The organism is Caballeronia sp. INML1, from assembly GCF_023631085.1.
Classification (GTDB): domain Bacteria; phylum Pseudomonadota; class Gammaproteobacteria; order Burkholderiales; family Burkholderiaceae; genus Caballeronia; species Caballeronia turbans.
The window spans coordinates 60,618-81,334 of sequence record NZ_JALQDT010000059.1; the positions used below are offsets into that span (position 1 = coordinate 60,618).

Sequence of the window (20,717 nt, forward strand, 5' to 3'; positions counted from 1 at the left end):
GTTGCTTACGAGGCGCAGCATTGAAGCAGGGCCGGCGTCATCGAAGGAGACCGACGCCGGCCATAGCTCAGCCCTTGCGCACGGTCTCCGGCAAATCGCGCCCGTGGTACTTCTTATAGATCGTATTCAGGTTCCCGTTCTTCATGTTCGTGCCGACCCAGTTGTTCACCCATTCCTTCAGTCGCGGCTGGTCTTTGTTCATCGCAATGCCGAGATCGAAGGTCTTCTGCTCGAACTTCATCTCGATGTTGCGTTGCGGCGCGCGGTCCTGCATTTCCTTCAGGTTCGAAGGCGTGCTCGAAAAGAGCTCGACCTGACCCGTGACCATCGACGTAATGAGCGTCGCGTCGTCCTCATAGCGCTGGATCTGCGCGCCCTTCGCCTGTTGCGTCGTGAGCGTGTCGTTCACGGTGGCACGCGTGAGACCGATGGTCTTGCCGTCGAGGTCCGCGTAATCCTTCACCTTGATCGTCTTTACGCCGCCGACGATGATCGAGATCACCGCATACGGGTTCGAGAAATCGACCACTTTGGCGCGCTCCGGCGTGACCGACAGCGACGAGATGACGAGGTCCGCGCGCTTCGCCTGCAGCGTCGGAATGCGTGCGGCATTGGTGATCTGCACGAGTTCGAGCTTTACGCCGAGATCTTTTGCGAGTGCGGTGGCGGTATCGACGTCCGATCCCGCGGGCTTCAGGTTCTGATCCGCGTAGCTGAAGAGCGGCGTGCCGATCGCGATCGCGACGCGCACGACGCCCGCTTTCTTGATGTCGTCAAGCTGATCGGCCATCGCGCTGTGCACGGCGGCCGCCATCATCAGGGTTGCCACGGCCGCGCGTGCAATGATTGTCTTTGCTTTCAAGTCGAGTCTCCGTCGTTATTGATGTTGCTGGATGGGATGCTGCGGATATCAAAGTCCGTTATCGAGAAATGCGCGCAATTCGGGCGTGCGCGGCGCATCGAGCATGCTGCCGTCGCCCACTTCCCACACCTTGCCCTGATGCATGTAGATGATGCGATCCGCGACGCGCTTGGCGAACGCCATCTCGTGCGTGACGAGTAGCATCGTCATGCCGTCCGCCGCGAGGTCTTCCATCACGCGCAGTACTTCGCCCGTCAGTTGCGGATCGAGCGCCGACGTCACTTCGTCGAAGAGCATTACCTTCGGCGACATCGCGAGCGAGCGCGCAATCGCCACGCGCTGCTGCTGTCCGCCTGACAATTGTTCGGGGTACGCGTCGGCCTTCTGTGCCAGACCGACCTGCTCCAGCACATTCATCGCGATACGACGTGCTTCGTCGCTCGACATCTTCTTCACGTGACGCAGTGCGAGCATGATGTTCTCTTCCACCGTCAGATGCGGAAAGAGGTTATAGCTTTGAAACACGATGCCCACTTCGCGGCGCAACAGATGCAGATCGACTTTCGGATCGTCGACGCGAATGCCGCACACTTCGATCTGCCCCTGGTCGATCGTCTCGAGCCTGTCGATGCAGCGCAGCGCCGTGCTCTTGCCCGAGCCGCTCGCGCCGATCACGGCGATCATCTCGCCCTTGTTGACTTCGAACGACACGCCCTTGAGAACATGATTGGAGCCGAAGCTCTTGTGAATATCGCCGACCTTAACGATTGCTGACATTGAGCTTGTTCTCCATCGATTGGCTCCAGCGCGAAAGCGGATAGCACAGGACGAAATAGAAGGCGCCGACCAGCCCGAAGATGAGGAACGGCTGGAAGATCGAGTTGTTGATGATCTGCCCCGCGCGCGTCAGCTCGACGAAGCCGATCACCGAAGCAAGCGACGTCATCTTGATGAGCTGTACGAGAAAGCCGACCGTCGGTGGCAGCGCGAGACGCATCGCCTGCGGGATGATCACGAGGCGCAGCGTCTGCCAGCGCGTGAGCGACAGACACTCCGACGCTTCCCATTGCGGCTTCGGCATGGCTTCGATGCAGCCGCGCCAGATGTCGCCGAGATATGCACTCGAATAGACCATCAGCGCAAGGCCGGCCGCGACGAGCGCGGGCACCTGATAGCCATAAACCGACAAGCCGAAGTACACGATGAAAAGCAGGATCAGCAGCGGAATGCCCTGAATCGCTTCGATATAGACGAGCGCAGCACGCGAAAGCCACGCGCGCGGCGAAATGCGCGCGAGCATCACGCAGAAGCCGCCGATGCCGCCGAGCACGAACGCGAGCACGGAGAGCACGAGCGTCCAGCCGATCGATTGCACCAGATAGACGAGGTGCGATGACGTGAATCCGCCGCTCATGCCGCACCTCCGGGAATGACGGTATCGATGCGTTGCGAGTCGGGCGGGGTCGTGCCCGCGCGCTTCGCGGCGAGACGGATCGCCCGGCGGCGCTTGAAGAGATGCTCGCCCACTGCCCACGCAATCAGCTTGATGATCAGCGACAACACGAGATACAGCCCCGCCACCACGATGTACGTTTCGAGTGAGCGGAATGTATCGGACTGCACGGTATTGGCGACCGCCGTGAGTTCTTCAGCGGAAATCTGCGACGCTATCGCCGAGGCCTGCATCATCAGCAGGAACTGGCTCGTCAGGGCGGGATAGACCTTTTCGATCGACGGCTGCAGCATCACGTGCCAGCCGATGCGCCACTTCGAAAGCCCAAGGCATTCGGCCGCTTCGATCTGTCCGCGCGGCACCGATTCCAGACCGGCGCGAATGATCTCGGCTGCATAGGCGCCGATGTTGATCGTCATGGCGAGCGCGGCGGCCGCGAAGGTCGGCATGCGCAAGCCGATGCTCGCAAGACCGAAGTACAGAAGAAAGATCTGCACCAGAAACGGCGTGTTGCGCACGGCCTCGATATAGAGGATGCAGACGCGCGTGAGCACCGGCACCTTCGCGCGCTTGGCGAACGCGACGAGCATGCCGAGGATCAGGCCGAAGAACACGGCCACGCACGTCATCTTGAGCGTGAGCCAGGCGCCCAGCAGGAACGTCGGCCAGTACGGCAACAGCGGGGTGAAATCGAGAGAAAACATGGCGGCAAATGTTCCTGTGATGCCCGGGTGCCTGCTCCATGACGCCCGTGCTGGATGTATGACGACATACTACGAATGTCGTGATACCGCATGCTGCATGCATTAAACCGGGTCGAACGGGCCCGTCGTGGTGAACGTGCCGCCTTGCAGTACGGCCACGGGATCGGTGGGCGCGGGCGGCGGCGTCGCTTCGATCTTTTGGCGGAACTGCTCGGACGAGTCGCGCGGCTCGAAGCGCAGATGCGCAGCGCAGCGGTTGTCCCACCATGTGTGCGCGTTCGCGGACATGCCGAACACGATCGTATGGCCGACGTCCTCCGTGAACAGGCTGCGGCGCAGCAATTCATGGAAGTCGTCGTAGCTCATCCAGCTCGCCATCATGCGGCGATCCTTCGGCTCCGGAAACACGGAGCCGATGCGGATGCTGACGGTTTCGATGCCGTAGCGATCGAAATACATCTGCGCCATGTCTTCGCCGAACGATTTCGACAACCCGTAGTAGCCGTCAGGACGCTTGCGCGCGGTGGCGTCGATTCGTTCGTCCTGCCGATAGAAACCCGTGACGTGATTCGAGCTCGCGAACACGATGCGCCTGACACCCTGACGGCGAGCCGCTTCATAGAGGTTGAACACGCCCTTGATGTTGGCTTCGAGAATCTCCTCGAAGGGTCGCTCCACCGACACGCCGCCGAGGTGGATGATCGCATCGCAGTCGGCCGCGAGCGCATCGACGGCCTGGCGGTCGGCCAGATCACAAGGAACGAGTTCCTCGTGAGGCGCCGAATCGCCCGGCAGCACACCGGGCAAGTCGGAAATGCGCACATGTTGCGCGAATTCCGCGACGCGATGACGGATCGCCCGTCCGATACCGCCTGCGGCACCCGTCAGCAGCAGCCGATCGAATCGCGCGACGTCGTTGGTTTGTTGTTCCATCAACCTTGTCTCCTGAAGGCTGTCGTGGCTAGGAATTACCCTGCACGCGTCTTCTTGTACGTTGTCATATCACTACATGACGCATATCATCATTTGCCGACCGATTTGTCAATGTGTGTAAAACCCACGCCAACGAGAACGCCGTGACGCTATCGCCCGATCCGCATGCCGAGTCGCTCCATGCTTCTTCGACAGATCCATCCATTGCGCTGCCTGCCGCGCGACGCAGCCTCACCGCGCAACTGGTCGATGCGTTGCGCGCGCAAATCGATGCGAGGACATTGAAGGCCGGCGCCCGCCTCGCGACCGAAGCGGAGATGGTGCAGCGTTTCGGCGTGAGCCGTACTGTCGTGCGTGAGGCGCTATCGCGTCTGCAGGCTGCGGGGCTCGTGGAGACGCGGCATGGCATCGGCACCTTCGTGTGCGAAGCGGGTATGTCGCCGTTGTTGCAGCTCGATCCAGCCGATGTCGCGGGCTCCATCGACGCGCTCGCGATCCTCGAATTGCGCATCAGCCTCGAAACGGAGAGCGCGGGACTCGCGGCCATGCGATGCGATGCCGCCCGCCTCGCGACGATGCGCTCGGCGCTCGCCGATTTTTCACGAAGCGTCGGCGCGGCATCGGATACGGTCTCGCCCGATTTGCGTTTTCACATGGAGATAGCGCACGCGACGGGCAATCGATATTTCGTCGAGATCATGGAGCATCTCGGCACGCGGATGATTCCGCGCACGCGTATCACGGCCACGCCCATTCCGCGCGAACAATACGCGGAGTATCTGATGCGCGTGAACCGAGAGCATGAACAGATCGCGGATGCCATCGAACGCGGCGATGCGGATTCCGCGCGCACCGCCATGCGCCTGCATTTGATCAATAGCCGCGAGAGATTGCGGCGCGCGCAGGCTGCTTCGGCGTGAATGCGCGGCAAGGACCGCATATCACGCGATCCTTGCCGCCGATACGACGGCTGGCGTTAGCGAGCCGCCATGTTCGGCTCGCCGTCCTCGATATCGTGCTCGCCGGAAATCGTCTCCAGCGCCGCATCGTGATGCAGCAGCAACACGGCAGCCACACCGACCATGCCCGCCCCTGCAAGACACAGCAAGCCCGCGCCGAAGCCGCCCGTGCTGTCCTTGATCCAGCCCATCGCATAGGGACCGAAGAAGCCCGCGAGGTTGCCGAGCGAGTTGATCGCAGCGATACCGCCGGCAGCGGCCGCGCCCGACAGGAACGAAGCCGGCAGCGTCCAGATCACGGGCAGGCAACCGAAGATGCCGAAGCCCGCGATCGAGAGCGCGATCATCTTCATCACCGGGTTATCGAGCCCCGCCGAAGCCGCGATGCCGCCCGCCGCCACCATCAAGGCAATCGCAACGTGCCAGCGGCGTTCGAGCTTGCGATCCGAATGCCGACTCCACAACACCATACTGATCGCGCCCACGGCATAAGGCAACGACGTCACGAAGCCCGTCTGCAGGTTGGTCAGGCCGAACGCCTTGACGATCTGTGGCAGAAAGAAGCTCAGGCCATAGTTGGTCGCATTCGCGCCGAAGTAGATCAACGCAATGGCCAGCACGCGCGGATTGAAAATGGCCTCCTTCACGCTGAACGCATGCACCGATTCACGATGCGCCCGCTCCTGCGCCTGACGATTGACGAGCCAGTCGCGTTCGTCCTTCGCGAGCCAGTGCGCATCGGCGGGCTTGTCCGTCAGATAGAAGAACACGACGAACGCGAGCAACAGCGCGGGCAATGCCTCGATCAGATAGAGCCATTGCCAGCCTTGCATGCCGCCGATGCCGTCCATCTGCAGCAGCGCGCCGGAAATGGGTCCGCCGATTACGGTGGACAGCGGAATCGCCGCCATGAAGTACCCGACGACACGGCCCCGATACTTCGCGGGAAACCACAATGTCAGCAAAAAGATGATGCCGGGAAAGAACCCTGCTTCCGCGATGCCGAGCAGAATGCGCAAGCCATAGAACACATAAGCGTTCGACAAGCCCGTCGCTTGCGCGATGTGCGGAATGTAGGCCATCGCCGCTGCGAGGATGCCCCACGTGAACATGATCCGCGCGATCCAGCGGCGCGCGCCGAATCGTTCGAGCAGCAGGTTGGACGGAACCTCGAAAAAGAAATACGCGATAAAGAAAATGCCGGCACCGAAGCCGAACATGCTGGCGGTAAAGCCGAGCGCCTTGTTCATCTGCAACGCGGCGAAGCCGACGTTGACGCGGTCCAGATACGCGATGAAGTAACACAAGATCAGGAACGGCACGAGGCGAACCATCACGCGTTTCATGGTACGAGCTTCAAGGTCCATCAAGGTCTCCTCCGGATTAGAGAATCGGTAGATCGCTGAGTACTTGAGATACCTGCGGAGACTACTCTTTACGGAGGAACAACAGCATTGGTGTTTGTTCTTGGTATCGGTTCCGGAGCGGGACGTGTTGTTGATTTGATCGCGCCAATGCGGTGCACCGAATCGTTTGCGTCCCGAAGAATGCGAAAAAAAATGCGAACGGGGCGTGCAATCCGCCCCGTTTGGTCACTGTTATGCGACCGGTAACAGACCGGCATAATCCGGTTCCGGTAAGCCTTGCACACCGGGAACCACTGCGAACACGTAACCGTCGTCGTCAGTGGCATTCTTTGCCGGACGAATCGTCGTGACATAGAGCGTTCTCAGATCGCCCCCGCCGAACGCGCACATCGACGGCTTGCTCGCGGGCAATGCAATCTCCCGATCCAGCTTCCCCTGGGGCGTGAAGCGCAACAAGCGCCCCCCGTCGTTCGCGCAGGTCCAGTAGCAGCCGTCCGCGTCGACCGCGGCGCCATCCGGGCGTCCCGCGTAGTGGTGCAGATCGGCGAATACGCGCTGCGCACGGGGCGTGCCCGTGTCGGGGTCGAAGTCGAACGCCCACACGAGGCGGCGCTGCGGATGCGAGTCGGACAGATACATCGTTCTGCCATCCGGCGACCACGCGAGACCGTTCTGGGTGATCAGACCATCGACAACGGGGGCCGAGAGCGTGCCGTGCTCGTCATAGCGATACAGCGCGCCGGCAGTACTCGCGAGTGACATGTCCTGCACCATCGTCCCCGCCCAAAACCGCCCTTGCCTGTCGCAGCGGCCATCGTTGAAGCGCATGCCCGGCGCGGGAAACGCCGGCGCGGCGAGCTTCACGACGCGTCCTTCATTCACTTCGCTCGCACCGGAGAGCGTCACGCCGAAGATGCCGCTCTCCATGCCCGCGACGACACGCCCCGCCGCATCGAACGCAAAGCATGCGACCTGTTCGCCAAACGCCCATTCCGTACGACGCGCGCTTTCGATCTCGAGGCGAACGATGCGGCGCGCCGGAATATCGACCCAGTAAAGCGCGCCCTCTTGCGCGCGCCATACCGGACATTCGCCGACAGCCGCGCGGCCGCCCGCATCCAACCGTTCGGCACGCACGACGGCGCTCATCGCTTGCGCTCCATCGGCTCGCCCAGGACGAACGCGCCGCCCTGGAAGCGCTGCGCGGGGTCGTCGCGCTCGGCGGTCGGTCGGGTCACCGGAAAGAGCCCGTCGAACTTCGCGGAGCTGTCCTTCGGATTGAAGCCGAGGAAACCGGCCTTCGAGTTGTCCCACCACTTCACCGGATTGTCGGACGCGCCATACACCACGGCATGTCCGACGCGGTTCGTGAACAGCGAGCAGCGCACGAGCTCGATGAAATCGCGGTAGCTCAAATAAGTGACGAGCATGCGCGGATTCTTCGGCTCCTCGAACGACGAACCGATGCGCAGGTTCACCGTCTCGATGCCGAAGCGGTCGAAGTAATAGCGCGACAGCGATTCGCCGAAGCACTTCGTCACGCCGTAGAGGCTGTCCGGACGATGCGGCGCATCCGCGTCGAGCACTTCGGTGACCGGATGAAAGCCGATTGCATGGTTCGAGCTCGCGAACACGATGCGCTTCACGCCATGACGGCGCGCCGCTTCATAGATGTTGTACGTGCCGCGGATATTCGCCTCGATCAGATCATCGAACGGTGCGTCGATCGAAATGCCGCCGAGATGCACGACCGCATCCACGCCTTCGACGAGTTGCATCACCTTCTCGCGATCCGCGAGATCGACGGCGCTGATTTCTTCATGGCTCGCCGCGTCGTCGAGCGGCGCGATGTCGGAGAGCCGCACGATGTCGGCCCATTGCGCAAGCGCTGCGCGCAACTGACGACCCAGATTGCCGGCGGCGCCGGTCAAAAGCAGGCGCTTGAACGGTTTGCCCGCTGCGTTTGGCTGATTCATCGAGACTCCTGTTTGATACGTTTAATGCGTCGAAGGAAATATTTGAGAAAACGTTTTCTGGACTATAGCGGCGGCATGGAGCGGGCGTCAATTGACGCTTGGCATCAAAACTCCGCATGCAAAATGCAGAAGCAACGTCATTGTTTCCCAAATTTCTGCGACAATCCGTAAACATTGCGAAAACGTTACCTTCCGAATGAAAAAAATTTCCCCGACCATTCGCGACGTCGCCGCCGCAGCCGGCGTATCCGTCGCGACGGTGTCCAAGTACATCAACGGCGCACAACGCTTTTCCGCGCCGGTCGAAGCCCGGCTCAAGGAAGCGATCGATACGCTCGGCTACCGGTCGAACCCGCTCGCGCGCTCGATGATCACGGGCAAGACACGCACCATCGGCATCACGATCCTCGACATCAGCAACCCGCACTTCACCAACGTCGTTAAGGGCGCGAACCGGATCGCGCTCCGGCACGACTACACGCTGCTGCTCGTCGATATCGACGAGAACCAGGCGCGCGAGCGTCCGCTCATCGAAGCCCTCGCGCAGCGCGTCGACGGGCTGCTCGTGAGCTCGCGTCTCGCCGATGAAAACGCGCAATGGATGCTCGATCTCGACAAGCCCGTCGTACTGCTGCGCAATGCCGAGCTGCCGATTCCGAGCGTCGGCATCAACAGCCGCCTCGCAACCTATATGCTCGCGCGCCATCTGCTCGATCTCGGGCATCGGCGTATCGCGTATCTCGGTTTCGAGCATGCGCGCATCAACGATGAGCGGATTCGCGGCGCACGCGAATGTCTCGCCGAAGCGGGCCTCGAACTCGACATCTACGAGGCGCACGCGCCGACTTCGCTCGCGGGCGAACAGGCCTGCTCGCGCGTGATGCTCGGACCGAAGCGGCCGCAGGCGGTGATCTGCTACAACGACCTGATCGCGCTCGGCTTCATGAAGGAAGCCGCGTCGCTCGGCATTCGCGTGCCGCAGGACGTGTCCGTGACCGGCATCGACAACGTGCCTTACGGCGCGTACGCCGCTCCGGGTCTCACCACTGTCGACATTCAAAGCGAAAAGATGGGCGAACTCGCGATGCAGAAGCTCATCGACGCCCTCGCCGGTCATCCCGATCCCGGCAACTCCATGTTCGAGCCGCGGCTCATCGTGCGTGAATCGACCGCCGCGGTTGCCGCAGTTGCGTAAAGCGCGCCGCGCCGCCTGCAGGTCGTGAGCGCTGGCGGCGCGGCGCATGGTGATGCGTTTGCGGTCGACGCGTATTACGCTTCGAGCTTCGCCGGCGTCATCTTCGGCGTGAGCATGTGCATGATCGCGAAGGCGATCAGATACGCCGATGCGCCGATCGCGAACAGCACCCAGTAGTGACCCGTGCGTTGCAGAACCTGGCCGATCACTTCCGAGAACAGCACGCCGCCGATCGAACCGGCCATGCCGCCGATACCGACCACCGCGCCCACCGCACGACGCGGGAACAGGTCCGATGCCGTCGTGAAGAGGTTCGCCGACCAGCCCTGATGCGCGGCCGCCGCGAGACCGACGATCGCCACTGCGACCCACAAATTATCGGCCTGCGATACGAACGCGATCGGCAGCACGGCGCATGCGCAGATCAGCATCGCGGTCTTGCGCGCCGCATTCACGGTCCAGCCCGCACGCAGCAGCGCCGATGAAATCCACCCGCCGCCGATACTGCCGACCGTGGTGATCGCGTAGATCACGACGAGCGGCAAGCCGATGTGCTGCATATCCATGCCGCGCGACTCGTTGAGCCACTTCGGCAGCCAGAACAGATAGAACCACCATACCGGGTCCGTCAGGAACTTGCCGACGATGAACGCCCACGTCTCGCGCTTCTTGATGAGCACCTTGAAGCCGGGCGCGCCTGCCTTCGCGTGGGCGGCATCGGCGGCACGGGTTTCATCGCCTTCGTTCGCGAGATCGTCCTCATGCGCGCTGCCGTCCGGCTGGCGGTACATGAAGAACCACACGACGAGCCACACAAGACCAATTGCGCCGACGATCACGAATGCCGCGCGCCAGCCGAAGGCCACCGCGATGGCCGGAATGAGCGCCGGTGCGAACACCGCACCGATATTCGCGCCTGAATTAAAAATGCCCGTTGCGAGCGCGCGTTCACGGCGCGGGAACCACTCGGCGGTCGTCTTGATGGCGGCCGGGAAGTTGCCGCCCTCGCCGATGCCGAGCAGCGCACGGACCATCGCGAAGCCCATCACGGAGCCGACGGCCGCATGCAGCATCGCGGCGATGCTCCATACGAACATCGCGAGCGCGTAGGAGATGCGCGTGCCGAGCCAGTCGACGATGCGCCCGAAGCAAAGCAGACCGACCGCGTAGAACGCCGAGAACGCGATCACGATGCGGCCGTACTGCACCTGCGTCCAGCCGATGTCGTGCTGCAGCATCGGGGCAAGCAGACCGAGGATCTGCCGGTCCATGTAGTTGATGACCGTGGCAAAGAAGAGCAGCGCGCACACGGTCCAGCGATAGCGGCTGGCGGTACGCACGACGCCGGCAACGACAGTGTTCATGAATGTCTCCGGACGCGGCGGCGCTCGTCGTGCCGCGTTCTTTGTTGGATGAGCGGCGACGAGCGCCGGGGCGATGGCCTGCATCGGTGGTCGAGCAGTACGCTAGCCTTGGATTGGGAAAACGTTTTTCGAAGGATAGTGGTTTGGTGCGCGTCTGGCTATCCTGGTATTTGCCCTAGTTCGCTCTGAAACGCCGTTATTCCGCCGCTCAGTGGACCATTCCGGCGCATGAATTCATAACCAACCAGCAGTTAATCGTTTTCTGCGGCGTCGTCCTAACCTCCCGCGGCTCGCGTTTCGTGCGAGCGGCATGCAGCGTTCTGAATGCACCTCTGCGTTTTGCATGTCGCCTCATGCATTCAAAATGCCGCCGCCGGCTCCTGCACTTGTACCGATACTGCTGATGGCATCGGCGATCGTCGCGGCAGCGCGCCCGCTCGGCGATCTGCTCGGCGATCTGCTCGGCGAACCGCTCGGCGCGCGCGAAGCTATCGCGATGGCGCTCGCGCTGTCGGGTGTCGCGCTCGCCATGAGGCAACGCCGCTAGCGCACGGCGCAATCGACAATTAAAGAATTGGCAAGAATGTGCCGATAAGGGTTATTACAACTCTTATCGTTCTGTCATTCCCCATGCTTCGCAAAACGCTGGCCCGCATGAACGTCGGGACCAAATTCGCCGTGCTCGCCTGCGCGCTCACGGCAGTCGTCGTTGCCTTTTTTACTGTCGCCGTCACCCGAAGCGCGGGCGAGCAAGTCGACGCGCACGCGCTCGCACGCGTCGAAAGCGAGAATCGCTCGATCGCGACGATGATCGGACTGTTCGACAAAGCCGTGAGCGCCGAAGTCACGCGCTTCATGACGATCTTCGCGCACCGCCTGCCCGCAACGTTCACGCTCGATGAAACGCGTACCGTGGACATCGGCGGTGTCGCGACGCCGGTCTTCCTCGCGGGCGACAAGCCGCTGAACAACGACTTCGCGATCCCCGACGCTTTCCTCGAGGAAAGCGGCGCGATCGCGACGATCTTCGCCCGCACCGGCGACGATTTCGTGCGCGTGACGACGTCGCTCAAGAAGCAGGACGGCACCCGCGCGATCGGCACGCTGCTCGACCGCAAGGGCCCCGCGTACGCACCGATGATCGCGGGCAAACCGTATATCGGCGTGGCGACGCTCTTCGGCAAGCAGTACATCACCGAGTACAAGCCCGTCACCGATGCATCGGGCAGCGTGATCGGCGCGCTCTTCGTGGGTGTGGACGTGACATCCGAATTCGCCGCGTTGCAGGACACGATCGCGAAGCTCGTGATCGGCACGAGCGGCTATCACTTCGTCGTGGATGCCTCGAATGGAGCGACTCGCGGCAAGCTGCTCGTGCATCCCGGCGCGAAAGGCGAACTGGCCGATGAGCGCCTCGCACCCTTCAGGCAGATGCTCGATTCGCACGAAGGCAGGCTCATATTCGACGGCGCCGACATCGCGGGCGCGGATGCGCGCGTGCACGCCGGCACGAAGGAAATCGTCTACATGACGGTGCCGCAGTGGCAATGGATGATCGGCGGCATCGCATATCGCGACGAACTGCTCGCGGATGTACACGCTAGCCGCAACCACTTCCTGATGCTCGGTCTCGTCGTGGTGGCGCTGCTCGTCGGCGTGCTGCTCCATGCGGTCGCCAAGCTCGTGGGCAGGCCCATCGACGACGTGACGCGCGCCTCTGAGCGCATCGCCGCGGGTGATCTCACCGTGCGCATCGACAGCACACGCGAGGACGATATCGGCCGCCTGATGCGTGCGATCGATGGCATTGCGCGCGGCCTCGCGGGGATCGTCGCGCAAGTGCGCAGCGCATCGGCGGACATGAACGAAGGCACGGCGCGCATCGCGTCGGGCAGCAGCGATATCGCGACGCGCATCGCCACACAAGCGGCGAGTGTCGAAGAAACCGCCGCGAGCATGGAAGAAATCACGAGCACCGTGCAGCAGAATGCGGCAAACACGGCGCAGGCGGGCGCGCTCGTCGCATCGGCTTCCGATGCGGCGCGCGCCGGCGGTCATGCGGTAGGACGCGTCGTGGAAACGATGGGCGAGATCGATGCATCGGCACGACGCATCGCCGATATCACCGCGACCATTGAAGGCATCGCGTTCCAGACGAACATCCTGGCTTTGAACGCCGCCGTCGAAGCGGCGCGCGCGGGCGAGCATGGAAAGGGCTTTGCGGTCGTCGCATCGGAAGTGCGCGCGCTCGCTCAACGCAGTGCGGGCGCCGTGAAGGAGATCGAAGTGCTGATCGCCGAATCGGCCGAGAAGGTCTCGCGCGGTTACAAGATCGCCGAGGAAGCCAGCAGCACGATGGGCGGCATCGTCGAGCGCGTCTCGCGCGTGAACGCGATCGTCGATGAAATCGGCGTGGCGTCGCGCGAACAGGCGTCGGGCATCGAGCAGGTGAACAGCGCGGTCATGCTGATCGGCGAAGCGACGCAGCAGAACGCCGCGCTCGTGGGCGAAGCGGAACACTCCACGGCCGAACTGCGCGATCAGGCCGAGCGCCTCGCGCACGCCGTCAGCATGTTTCGTGTCTGAGTCATCGACGATTGAAAGCGGCTTATGAGGATGTGGCGCGTCGTCCCGCACTCGCATGCTTACCGCAATCGCGGCGTCAGATCTCGATGAAAATGCGCCCGCCCTCGACTTTCGCGGGATACGTCTGCAATTTTTCGCAAACGGGCGCGCACAGCGGCCGGCCATCGCGGATATCGAAGCGTCCGTTGTGCTTCGGACATTCGATGACGTGGTCCATCACGAAACCTTCGCTCAGATGGACGTGCTCGTGCGTGCATAGGCCGTCGCTGGCGTACACGGCATCGTTCACGCGATAGATTGCGAAGGTGCGGCCATCGTGATCGAAGCGCATCACGTCTTCATCTTCGATATCGTCCATCGCGGCTGCATCGATCCATTGGGGCATGGCGAGTCGTCTCCTTTCTCTTGAAGTCGCTTATGTCTGCGTCGCGGCGGGCACGGGCCGCTCGACGTGATACGACGGGTCGCGCCGCTGGCGCGCGAGCGCCGGAATGATCTCCGCGTAGGCCGCGATCGTGCTCGTATAGGGTGGCGGCATGTCGTGCTTCACCGTCTCGTGCAGTCGCGGCAGCGCGTGATAAGGCACCATCGGAAACATGTGATGTTCGACGTGATAGTTCATGTTCAGATATAGGAACCGGAACACGGGATTCATCATCACTGTGCGACAGTTCTTGCGATGATCGAGCACGTTCTCGGGCATGCCCGCATGCTGCGTGAGACCGAAGAAGAGATAAAGCCATGCGCCGTAGAGGCTCGGCAAGCCGATATAGAGCAGCGGCAAGATGGAATGGAACACGAGGCAAGCACCTGTTACCACGGCATAGATTGCGAGCGTGATACGCGCCTCCAGAATCGCCTTCGCCCATTCCGACTTCGGCACGTAGGTCTTTTCTTCTTCACCGATATTGCCGAACGCGGACGAGATGATCTTCGGCACTTCGGACGCAGCATGCTTCAGCGCAAACACATTCAACGCGAGACTTAGCCAGTCCGTGGGTAGCGGCACTGCAATCTCTCGATCGCGCCCGACGACGAGCGTATCCGTGTGATGCCGCGCGTGGCTCCACCGCCAGATCGTCGGGCGGCGAAACACCTGAAACGACGCGACCTGATAAAGAATCTTGTTCATCCACGATGTCTTGAATGCGGTGCCGTGACCGCTTTCGTGCCAGCGCGAATCCGCGGGACTGCAGTACAGCGTGCCGTAGAGCAAAAACGCCGGAATCGCCCAGAGCGAATGCGCGCGCCACGCGAACCATGCAAGGACGCCGCTCGCGATGATCGCGGCATACCAGAGCAACGTATCGCGGATAGCGCGCGCGTCACCGCGCTGCATGAGGCTTTTCATCACGGATCGAGGCACCGCGCACTTGTACCACTCCGCATTGACGAGACCCGCCGCTCTAGCACGCTCGCCAGCGCCGCCGATCAACCGGTAATCGCGATAGTCGTTCCGCGCGCCTGCGCAATCCGATTGCCCGGTTTCCATCATGTCACCTCATCCGATGATTGAAACTACATCATTCATTATTTTCGAGTCGATGATAGGAGCGGACGCGTTCATTGTGCAACGTTCAGGCGCATTTGCTATCTTTACGCATCATCGCGCGATTTTGAAATCCATCATTTCCATCAAAGATGAGCAAGCGTCCCACTCTTCAGTCCGTGGCCGACGCTGCGGGCGTGAGCCCCGCAACGGTCGATCGCGTGTTCAATGGCCGCATCAGCGTGCGCGAGGGTACTGCGTTACGTGTGATCGAAGCGGCCGAGCGCATCGGCTATCACGGCGCGGGATTGATGCGCGAGCGCCTGCGCGCGAAGCGCGGCGAGCGTCATGAACGCTACACGTTAGGTTTTTGCCTGCAAAAACGTGCCGATCCGTTCTATCAGACGTTCGCGCGCATTCTCAACGATGCGGCCGCGCGTCACGAACCCGAGCATTGCACCGCCATCATCGAGTACATGGATGAACTGGACCCGGCTTCCATCGCGCGCACGCTGCTTTCGCTCGGCGAGCAGGCACACGCGCTCGGCGTGGTAGCGGTGGATCATCCGCATGTGACAGCCGCCATCGAAACGCTCCACGAACAGGGAAAACCCACGGTCACGTTGTTGTCGGACCTGAGCGCGCCCTTGCGAGCGGGCTATATCGGCGTCGATCCGCGCAAGAGCGGACGCACGGCAGCGTGGGCGGTGAGTCGTCTCACGCGTCGCGACGAAGGCACGGTCGGTGTATTCGTCGGCACACCGCGTTATCTGGGTCAGGAAAGCTGCGAGATCAGCTTTCGCTCGTATCTGCGTGAGCACGCGCCCGGATTGCGCGTGCTCGACACGCAAATCAATCTCGAAGACAAGCAACTCGCCTATGAAGCGACACTCGCGATGCTCGCGCGCCATGCCGATCTCGCCGGCCTCTATATTCCCGGCGGGGGTGTAGGTGGCGTGATTCGCGCGCTGCGCGAAGAAGCCGCAGGACGGCGCATCGTGACGGTATGCAGCGACCTGATGCCCGACCGGTACGAAGCGCTCGTCGAAGGTGTCATCGATCTCGTGATCGATACACCGCTTCAGCGCATCGCTCAGACCGCCGTTCAGACGATGCTGCGCAGTTTGCAGGCGCTGCCGGGGGAAGCCGCGCAAGCGAGCCAGTATCCGCTGCCGGCGCAGCTCTATACGCCGGAGAATGTCTGAGCGCGGCCGACGCACTCACGATGGACCCAGCACGAAGCGTGGCACCGCGGTGTACGCCGATGCGAACTTTTTTCGTCTCGGCCCGTTCTTATGCGCAAAGGGGAAGAAAAATTTGCTGATATCACCCCGGCACGAAGCGGTTGTCACGCTTCATAGCTCTCCATGAACCTTGCATGTGGCCGAGCGCACCGAAATTACTGTCACAAGCCTGGACGATAACGTTGTGAGACTTCGTCTGTCACCGATGTGGCGAGCGCCAATGATCACTTCAAATCGGGAGCTCGCATCTTTGTTTTTCTATTAGTATGTCGCGGAGGAGTCGGCTTCGCCGTTCCAATCGCATATCACGCGCAGATGCGGCGTCATTGTTCCGTTGTTTTTATCGGCTAACATGCAGGCCGCCGGGGAACGACACCCTGCGAAGCTGCTCTATTGAAGTTTGTTCCATCGACATGCACGTCAGGCTGGGGCATCCGGGGCCCGCCATATGATGTGGCATGCTCCAACAACAATAACGTCACGCGGTATTCGAATGGCCGTTCCCCGTCTTGTACGGTCGTCGAGCCAACCGCATCCATCAGACCAACTGCGTGTCTTGCTGTGCCGCGATTCTCGTGATTGCGCACCATCGCGTGTGGCACATCCAGACATCGACCAAGGCTCTTCGCATCGAGCGTGCGGAGAGACACAGCCCAATCATCCGATGGAGAGCGTCATCCATGCCGTTTGAGAGTGACTCATTGCGAGACACCGGTCCGCTGCTCAGCATCGTCGTGGCGGCGTATAACATCGAGGGATATATCGAGGAAGCGCTCGATTCCCTCCTGTCCCAACCTCATATCGATGCGATGAAAATCATCGTCGTCGATGACGGTTCTCGCGACGAGACCTATGCGGCAGCGCGCGCCATCGTGGAGCGCGATCGAGGCGTACACGTCGAACTGCTGCACCAGGAAAATCGCGGCCTGAGCGCCGCGCGCAATACGGGCCTGGCGGCAGTGCGCACGCCTTATGTCGGCTTCCTGGACGGCGACGATATTTATCTGAAGGGTTTCACCGACGCGGTCATTCCGGTCCTCGCCGAGCGCAAGTGGGATGTGGTCGAATACAACGTCAAGATCATCGACGATAACGGGCGAGAGCTCGATGAAATCGAAATCGCCGACGAAGCGACGAGCGGCGGCCACCCGATGGACCGCGCAGCGTTGCAGCAATTCGCCGATCGATTCCACACGTTCGCGTGGGCGCGTATCTATCGCACCGACCTCTTCGACGAAGCGCCGTTTCCCGTGGGACGAAATTACGAGGACATGGCGCTCGTGCCCGCGACCTATCTTCGCGCAAACAGCATCTACCGTATTGCGAGGCCGCTGATCGGCTATCGCCGGCGCTTCGGCAGCATCACGCAAACCGCCAAGCTGAGCGACATGCACGATCTTCGCGTCTCCGGTCAGGAAGCGCTCGCGCGTTGCGACGGCAGCGAGATCGACGATTACTGGCTCACCGTGTTCGACAAGCTATTTCATCGCGCACGTCATGTTTGCGCGCGCGTCGATCGCGCATCGTTCAGGCAGGCATCGGAGACGCTCACGGCCATGGCCGTCGATCATCGCAAGATGCGCGAGAAACGCACCGAGGACGGCGGGCGTAAGGTCGTCGAGCTTGCGCCTTTCGATCTGAACGTGCGCGCGGATCGCTCGATTCACTTCCTCAAAGGTCTTGTGAAGAAAGTATTGCGGCGCAGTCTCGATCATCATCAGCGCGAGCGGCGACCGAGCACTTCAAACCAAATGAGCGGCTGAACAGTACGGACCGCGGCAAGGACGTCTGACGCGCGTGAGGTGAACGGAGGCACGCAAAACCCGGCATTGTTTCGCGGTAGACTTTGAGGATGGAAAAATGTCCCTACTGTGAGCGAATCCGTGACGAATGGGATTGTCACGGTCAGGAGTGCCGCACCGCCATCGCCCGCGCGCTGCGCAGACAGCGCATGGGTTTGCCGATGGTACCGAAGGTCATCCGCAATGAAATTCCGCCGGGCGCGTCGACGGGCGAAGTGATCGCCCAGTTGTCGCGCCAGCGCTTGCGCGCGCGCCGCGCGAACGAGGAACGCCGCGCGCGCAAGGAAGCCGACGACCTCGATCTCTAGCGGCACTCCACTCATCGAGCGCGCGCCGGAGGATCTACGTTCGATCCGCCGCTCTGCGCAAGCGACCCTTCCTCGTTCCATGCACGCCGCGATTCGCGCATCTTCGCGAGCGCCATGCGGGCGACCTTGAGCCACCCATAAGAACGGGGATCGGCGACCCTGCTGAGCGCGCGCGTGCATAGTCGAGCGTGAGGCCAAGCGTCCAGGCCATGGTCACCGCGCGCTTGCACCGCATCAAGATCGCCGCGCGGGACATACTTTGCACTGCCCATCCCTCAAGCGACGGAGACGCCATGTTCGAGCAATGCCGATGGATCAACGAGCCTGCGCAATGGCGCATCGAGCACGACACGCTCATCGTCACCACTGACACGAACACGGACTTCTGGCGCAAAACCCACTACGGTTTCGTCCGCGACAACGGCCACGTTTTCGCGGCGACCGTAAACGGCGACTTCTCGGCCGAAGTCGCCGTCGATGGCGATTTCTCCGCGCTATACGACCAGGCGGGCCTGATGGTGCGTGAAAGCGCCGAGCGCTGGATCAAGGCCGGCGCCGAATACAACGACGGTGCGCTCACTTTTAGCACCGTTCTCACGAACGATCTCTCCGACTGGTCGCTCAGCTCACGCGCCGATACGAACCGCTTCCGGCTGCGCATGACGATCGCGCAAGGCGTGCTGAAAGTGCAATGCAGCGCCGATGAACGCAGCTGGACCCTCATGCGCCTCGCGCCTTTCGCGCCGAGCGGTGCGAACGCGCAGTGGCTCGTCGGCCCGATGTGCTGCACGCCTGAGCGCGGCGGTCTCGACGTGCGCTTCTCAGACTTCACGATAGGGCCGCCCATCGCGAAAGACTTGCACGACATCTCGATGTGAAGCGACGCAGGGCGGCTCGGTAAAAACACTCACTTGCTCCGTTCGCGTGGGCTCTCTTATTAGCTGGGGCTCATCGTGCTGCTCGTGGTCGGCGCGCTGGAGCTCGCCGCACGCGGCGAACGGCGGCAACATCTTTCTGTCGAGTGCCAATATCTTCGACGTGTTTCGTCAGGTGGCGAACGTCGGCGTGATTTCCATCGGCATGACGCTCGTGATCATCACGGGGGGCATCGATCTGTCGGTCGGCGCGATCATGGGTCTCGGCAGCGTGCTCACCGCAATGCTGCTCACGACCGATGGCTTCAATCGCGCGACATACGCATCGCTCGTGCTCGATGCGGTCGCCGTGTTCGCGATCGTGTTCGCCGCGCTCGGCGTCATGCGCGGCATCATGCGTGCCCGCGACACGCAGACCGTGCGCGTCGCGGACCGTTCATCGTTTGCGATACGTGCGGTCGTTGCGTTGCTCTTCGCGCCGTTGGCTTGTGGATATATCTTTCGGGTGGCGTCGGACGCGTGTCGGGCACGGTGGCCGGCGTGCTGATCTTCGGCTTTCTGAGCAATATCCTGCTGCTCAACGATATCGACAGTAATACGCAGCTCGTGCTGAAGGGATTGATCATCGTTATTGCCGTACTCCTGCAGCAGACCGACATGGCCAAGCGCGCATGGCTCAAGCGCTTCGGTGCGCGGAAGTAATCACGACTCGAAATCGATCCCTCGCGCGCGCAACTGCCGCATGCCGCTTGCGAGATGCGCCCGCGCGCTCTCGGCGTCGCCCGCGCGCATCTGCTCGTACGTGCGCTGCGCGATGTCGTGCGGCACCGGCTTGAGCGGACGGTTCGCGCTCATCGCCCGCAATTGCACTTGCGCCGCGCGCTCCAGATAGTAGAGATCGTCCCACGCCTGCGCGATAGTTGCGCCTGCAACCATCACGCCGTGATTCTTGAGGAAGAGGATATCGGCCTCGCCCATCGCGCCGGCGATGCGATCGCCTTCGGCATCGTCGAGCGCAAGACCGTTGTAATGCTCGTCGACCGCAGTGCGTCCGTAGAACTTCAGCGAGGTCTGCCCCAGCCAAAGGAGCGGCGGGCCGTCGAGCAGGCATAGCGCGGTCGCGTTCGGCATATGCGTGTGAAAAGCGGCCTTCACGCGCGGCAGCAGCTTGTGCACGCGCGCGTGAATGTAGAACGCGGTCGCCTCGGGCTCGCCGTCACCGTCGACGACATTGCCGTCGAAATCGCAGATCAGCAGACGCGACGCCGTGATCTCGCCGAACGCGTAGCCGTAGGGGTTCACGAAGAACAGATCGTCGCGGCCCGGCACCATCGCCGAGAAGTGGTTGCAGACACCTTCTTCGAAGCCGTGCAGCGCAGCGAGCCGGAAACACGCCGCGAGCTGACGGCGCGCCTCGGCAATCGCGGGCGCATCGAGCGCGGCTAAAACCGACGCGGACCGCCGCGCGGCACTGGAGAGCGTGTGAGCCATATGAAGTCTGCCTTGGGGTCGTCTGCCCGATCGGAATGTCGAGGATAATCGAACAGGCGGGCGAATTACGTCCGAACAAAAAAATTTCCGCGGTAACGGCGCTGGCGGC

22 protein-coding genes are annotated in these 20,717 nt (G+C 62.0%); 10 read left to right on the forward strand and 12 right to left on the reverse strand.

The genetic code is table 11. The annotated features are described in order from the left end of the window. Window positions 1-67: 67 nt before the first annotated feature. From NCR38_RS23175 to NCR38_RS23195, 5 genes are all read right to left on the reverse strand, one after another. Window positions 68-862 (reverse strand): transporter substrate-binding domain-containing protein, encoded by a 795-nt coding sequence (locus NCR38_RS23175; protein WP_061117074.1) that lies wholly within the window; start codon window positions 860-862, stop codon window positions 68-70. Between the two features lie 48 nt (window positions 863-910). Further along, window positions 911-1,639, reverse strand: coding sequence for an amino acid ABC transporter ATP-binding protein (locus tag NCR38_RS23180; RefSeq protein WP_061117075.1), 729 nt, complete (start codon window positions 1,637-1,639; stop codon window positions 911-913). After that, window positions 1,623-2,276, reverse strand: a complete 654-nt coding sequence (locus NCR38_RS23185) for an amino acid ABC transporter permease (RefSeq protein ID WP_061117076.1) — start codon at window positions 2,274-2,276, stop codon at window positions 1,623-1,625. The genes NCR38_RS23180 and NCR38_RS23185 overlap by 17 nt, the downstream gene beginning before the upstream one ends. Then, window positions 2,273-3,019, reverse strand: a complete 747-nt coding sequence (locus tag NCR38_RS23190; protein ID WP_061117077.1) for an amino acid ABC transporter permease — start codon at window positions 3,017-3,019, stop codon at window positions 2,273-2,275. The genes NCR38_RS23185 and NCR38_RS23190 overlap by 4 nt, the downstream gene beginning before the upstream one ends. Before the next feature lie 102 nt (window positions 3,020-3,121). Next, window positions 3,122-3,952: an NAD(P)-dependent oxidoreductase gene (locus NCR38_RS23195; protein WP_061117078.1), complete on the reverse strand. Its 831-nt coding sequence runs from the start codon at window positions 3,950-3,952 to the stop codon at window positions 3,122-3,124. Between the two features lie 143 nt (window positions 3,953-4,095). On the opposite strand from NCR38_RS23195, the gene NCR38_RS23200 reads away from it, so the two are divergent. Further along, on the forward strand, window positions 4,096-4,872 hold the full coding sequence (locus NCR38_RS23200) for a FadR/GntR family transcriptional regulator (RefSeq protein WP_061117079.1): 777 nt from the start codon (window positions 4,096-4,098) through the stop codon (window positions 4,870-4,872). 56 nt (window positions 4,873-4,928) lie between these two features. Here NCR38_RS23200 and NCR38_RS23205 read toward each other — a convergent pair whose 3' ends face one another. The 3 genes from NCR38_RS23205 to NCR38_RS23215 form a co-directional block, all read right to left on the reverse strand. Then, window positions 4,929-6,278, reverse strand: a complete 1,350-nt coding sequence (locus tag NCR38_RS23205; RefSeq protein ID WP_061117080.1) for an MFS transporter — start codon at window positions 6,276-6,278, stop codon at window positions 4,929-4,931. Between the two features lie 231 nt (window positions 6,279-6,509). Next, window positions 6,510-7,427 carry an SMP-30/gluconolactonase/LRE family protein gene (locus NCR38_RS23210; RefSeq protein WP_061117081.1) on the reverse strand — a complete coding sequence of 306 codons (918 nt, stop codon included), beginning with the start codon at window positions 7,425-7,427 and terminating at the stop codon, window positions 6,510-6,512. After that, entirely contained in the window at window positions 7,424-8,254 is an 831-nt protein-coding gene (locus NCR38_RS23215; protein WP_061117082.1) for an NAD(P)-dependent oxidoreductase, read from the reverse strand. Before NCR38_RS23215 ends, NCR38_RS23210 begins: the two co-directional genes overlap by 4 nt. A 196-nt stretch (window positions 8,255-8,450) precedes the next feature. Here NCR38_RS23215 and NCR38_RS23220 point away from each other — a divergent pair, with 196 nt between their 5' ends. Next, entirely contained in the window at window positions 8,451-9,449 is a 999-nt protein-coding gene (locus NCR38_RS23220; RefSeq protein WP_061117083.1) for a LacI family DNA-binding transcriptional regulator, read from the forward strand. 74 nt (window positions 9,450-9,523) lie between these two features. On the opposite strand, the gene NCR38_RS23225 is transcribed toward NCR38_RS23220, so the two are convergent. After that, on the reverse strand, window positions 9,524-10,813 hold the full coding sequence (locus tag NCR38_RS23225) for an MFS transporter (protein WP_061117269.1): 1,290 nt from the start codon (window positions 10,811-10,813) through the stop codon (window positions 9,524-9,526). 403 nt (window positions 10,814-11,216) lie between these two features. On the opposite strand from NCR38_RS23225, the gene NCR38_RS23230 reads away from it, so the two are divergent. Next, entirely contained in the window at window positions 11,217-11,360 is a 144-nt protein-coding gene (locus NCR38_RS23230) for a hypothetical protein (protein WP_250477675.1), read from the forward strand. An 83-nt stretch (window positions 11,361-11,443) separates the two neighbouring features. Continuing rightward, a complete protein-coding gene (locus NCR38_RS23235) occupies window positions 11,444-13,399 on the forward strand; it encodes a methyl-accepting chemotaxis protein (protein ID WP_061117084.1) in 1,956 nt (651 codons plus the stop codon). 76 nt (window positions 13,400-13,475) lie between these two features. Here the strand turns inward: NCR38_RS23235 and NCR38_RS23240 are convergent, their stop codons facing one another. Together NCR38_RS23240 and NCR38_RS23245 are read right to left on the reverse strand one after the other, a co-directional pair. Further along, complete coding sequence (locus NCR38_RS23240) at window positions 13,476-13,784, reverse strand: non-heme iron oxygenase ferredoxin subunit (RefSeq protein WP_061117085.1); 309 nt, start codon at window positions 13,782-13,784, stop codon at window positions 13,476-13,478. A gap of 30 nt (window positions 13,785-13,814) precedes the next feature. Then, window positions 13,815-14,894 carry a fatty acid desaturase family protein gene (locus NCR38_RS23245; RefSeq protein WP_061117086.1) on the reverse strand — a complete coding sequence of 360 codons (1,080 nt, stop codon included), beginning with the start codon at window positions 14,892-14,894 and terminating at the stop codon, window positions 13,815-13,817. A gap of 146 nt (window positions 14,895-15,040) precedes the next feature. Between NCR38_RS23245 and NCR38_RS23250 the strand changes: the two genes are divergently transcribed. The 6 genes from NCR38_RS23250 to NCR38_RS23275 all read left to right on the forward strand — a co-directional run bounded on the left by NCR38_RS23250 (window position 15,041) and on the right by NCR38_RS23275 (window position 19,819). Further along, window positions 15,041-16,093 carry a LacI family DNA-binding transcriptional regulator gene (locus NCR38_RS23250; RefSeq protein ID WP_061117087.1) on the forward strand — a complete coding sequence of 351 codons (1,053 nt, stop codon included), beginning with the start codon at window positions 15,041-15,043 and terminating at the stop codon, window positions 16,091-16,093. 719 nt (window positions 16,094-16,812) lie between these two features. Next, window positions 16,813-17,895 carry a glycosyltransferase family 2 protein gene (locus tag NCR38_RS23255; protein WP_061117088.1) on the forward strand — a complete coding sequence of 361 codons (1,083 nt, stop codon included), beginning with the start codon at window positions 16,813-16,815 and terminating at the stop codon, window positions 17,893-17,895. Between the two features lie 89 nt (window positions 17,896-17,984). Then, window positions 17,985-18,242, forward strand: coding sequence for a hypothetical protein (locus NCR38_RS23260; RefSeq protein ID WP_061117089.1), 258 nt, complete (start codon window positions 17,985-17,987; stop codon window positions 18,240-18,242). A 293-nt stretch (window positions 18,243-18,535) separates the two neighbouring features. Beyond that, the gene (locus NCR38_RS23265) at window positions 18,536-19,120 is read left to right on the forward strand and encodes a DUF1349 domain-containing protein (protein ID WP_061117090.1); all 585 of its coding nucleotides are present in this window, start codon (window positions 18,536-18,538) and stop codon (window positions 19,118-19,120) included. A gap of 46 nt (window positions 19,121-19,166) precedes the next feature. Further along, window positions 19,167-19,664, forward strand: a complete 498-nt coding sequence (locus tag NCR38_RS23270; protein ID WP_061117091.1) for an ABC transporter permease subunit — start codon at window positions 19,167-19,169, stop codon at window positions 19,662-19,664. After that, window positions 19,658-19,819, forward strand: a complete 162-nt coding sequence (locus tag NCR38_RS23275) for a hypothetical protein (RefSeq protein WP_250477676.1) — start codon at window positions 19,658-19,660, stop codon at window positions 19,817-19,819. The genes NCR38_RS23270 and NCR38_RS23275 overlap by 7 nt, the downstream gene beginning before the upstream one ends. Here NCR38_RS23275 and NCR38_RS23280 read toward each other — a convergent pair whose 3' ends face one another. Further along, a complete protein-coding gene (locus NCR38_RS23280) occupies window positions 19,820-20,608 on the reverse strand; it encodes an aldolase (protein WP_061117092.1) in 789 nt (262 codons plus the stop codon). Window positions 20,609-20,717 lie beyond the last annotated feature (109 nt).

Bases quoted from the DNA above. Each gene is read 5' to 3' on its own strand.
- NCR38_RS23235 (WP_061117084.1), top strand. From the start codon at position 11,444: ATGCTTCGCAAAACGCTGGCCCGCATGAACGTCGGGACCAAATTCGCC.
- NCR38_RS23265 (WP_061117090.1), top strand. From the start codon at position 18,536: ATGTTCGAGCAATGCCGATGGATCAACGAGCCTGCGCAATGGCGCATC.
- NCR38_RS23245 (WP_061117086.1), bottom strand. From the start codon at position 14,894: ATGATGGAAACCGGGCAATCGGATTGCGCAGGCGCGCGGAACGACTAT.
- NCR38_RS23190 (WP_061117077.1), bottom strand. From the start codon at position 3,019: ATGTTTTCTCTCGATTTCACCCCGCTGTTGCCGTACTGGCCGACGTTC.
- NCR38_RS23280 (WP_061117092.1), bottom strand. From the start codon at position 20,608: ATGGCTCACACGCTCTCCAGTGCCGCGCGGCGGTCCGCGTCGGTTTTA.
- NCR38_RS23225 (WP_061117269.1), bottom strand. From the start codon at position 10,813: ATGAACACTGTCGTTGCCGGCGTCGTGCGTACCGCCAGCCGCTATCGC.
- NCR38_RS23180 (WP_061117075.1), bottom strand. From the start codon at position 1,639: ATGTCAGCAATCGTTAAGGTCGGCGATATTCACAAGAGCTTCGGCTCC.
- NCR38_RS23220 (WP_061117083.1), top strand. From the start codon at position 8,451: ATGAAAAAAATTTCCCCGACCATTCGCGACGTCGCCGCCGCAGCCGGC.
- NCR38_RS23210 (WP_061117081.1), bottom strand. From the start codon at position 7,427: ATGAGCGCCGTCGTGCGTGCCGAACGGTTGGATGCGGGCGGCCGCGCG.
- NCR38_RS23230 (WP_250477675.1), top strand. From the start codon at position 11,217: ATGGCATCGGCGATCGTCGCGGCAGCGCGCCCGCTCGGCGATCTGCTC.
- NCR38_RS23205 (WP_061117080.1), bottom strand. From the start codon at position 6,278: ATGGACCTTGAAGCTCGTACCATGAAACGCGTGATGGTTCGCCTCGTG.
- NCR38_RS23255 (WP_061117088.1), top strand. From the start codon at position 16,813: ATGCCGTTTGAGAGTGACTCATTGCGAGACACCGGTCCGCTGCTCAGC.
- NCR38_RS23185 (WP_061117076.1), bottom strand. From the start codon at position 2,276: ATGAGCGGCGGATTCACGTCATCGCACCTCGTCTATCTGGTGCAATCG.
- NCR38_RS23250 (WP_061117087.1), top strand. From the start codon at position 15,041: ATGAGCAAGCGTCCCACTCTTCAGTCCGTGGCCGACGCTGCGGGCGTG.
- NCR38_RS23195 (WP_061117078.1), bottom strand. From the start codon at position 3,952: ATGGAACAACAAACCAACGACGTCGCGCGATTCGATCGGCTGCTGCTG.
- NCR38_RS23240 (WP_061117085.1), bottom strand. From the start codon at position 13,784: ATGCCCCAATGGATCGATGCAGCCGCGATGGACGATATCGAAGATGAA.
- NCR38_RS23260 (WP_061117089.1), top strand. From the start codon at position 17,985: ATGGAAAAATGTCCCTACTGTGAGCGAATCCGTGACGAATGGGATTGT.
- NCR38_RS23215 (WP_061117082.1), bottom strand. From the start codon at position 8,254: ATGAATCAGCCAAACGCAGCGGGCAAACCGTTCAAGCGCCTGCTTTTG.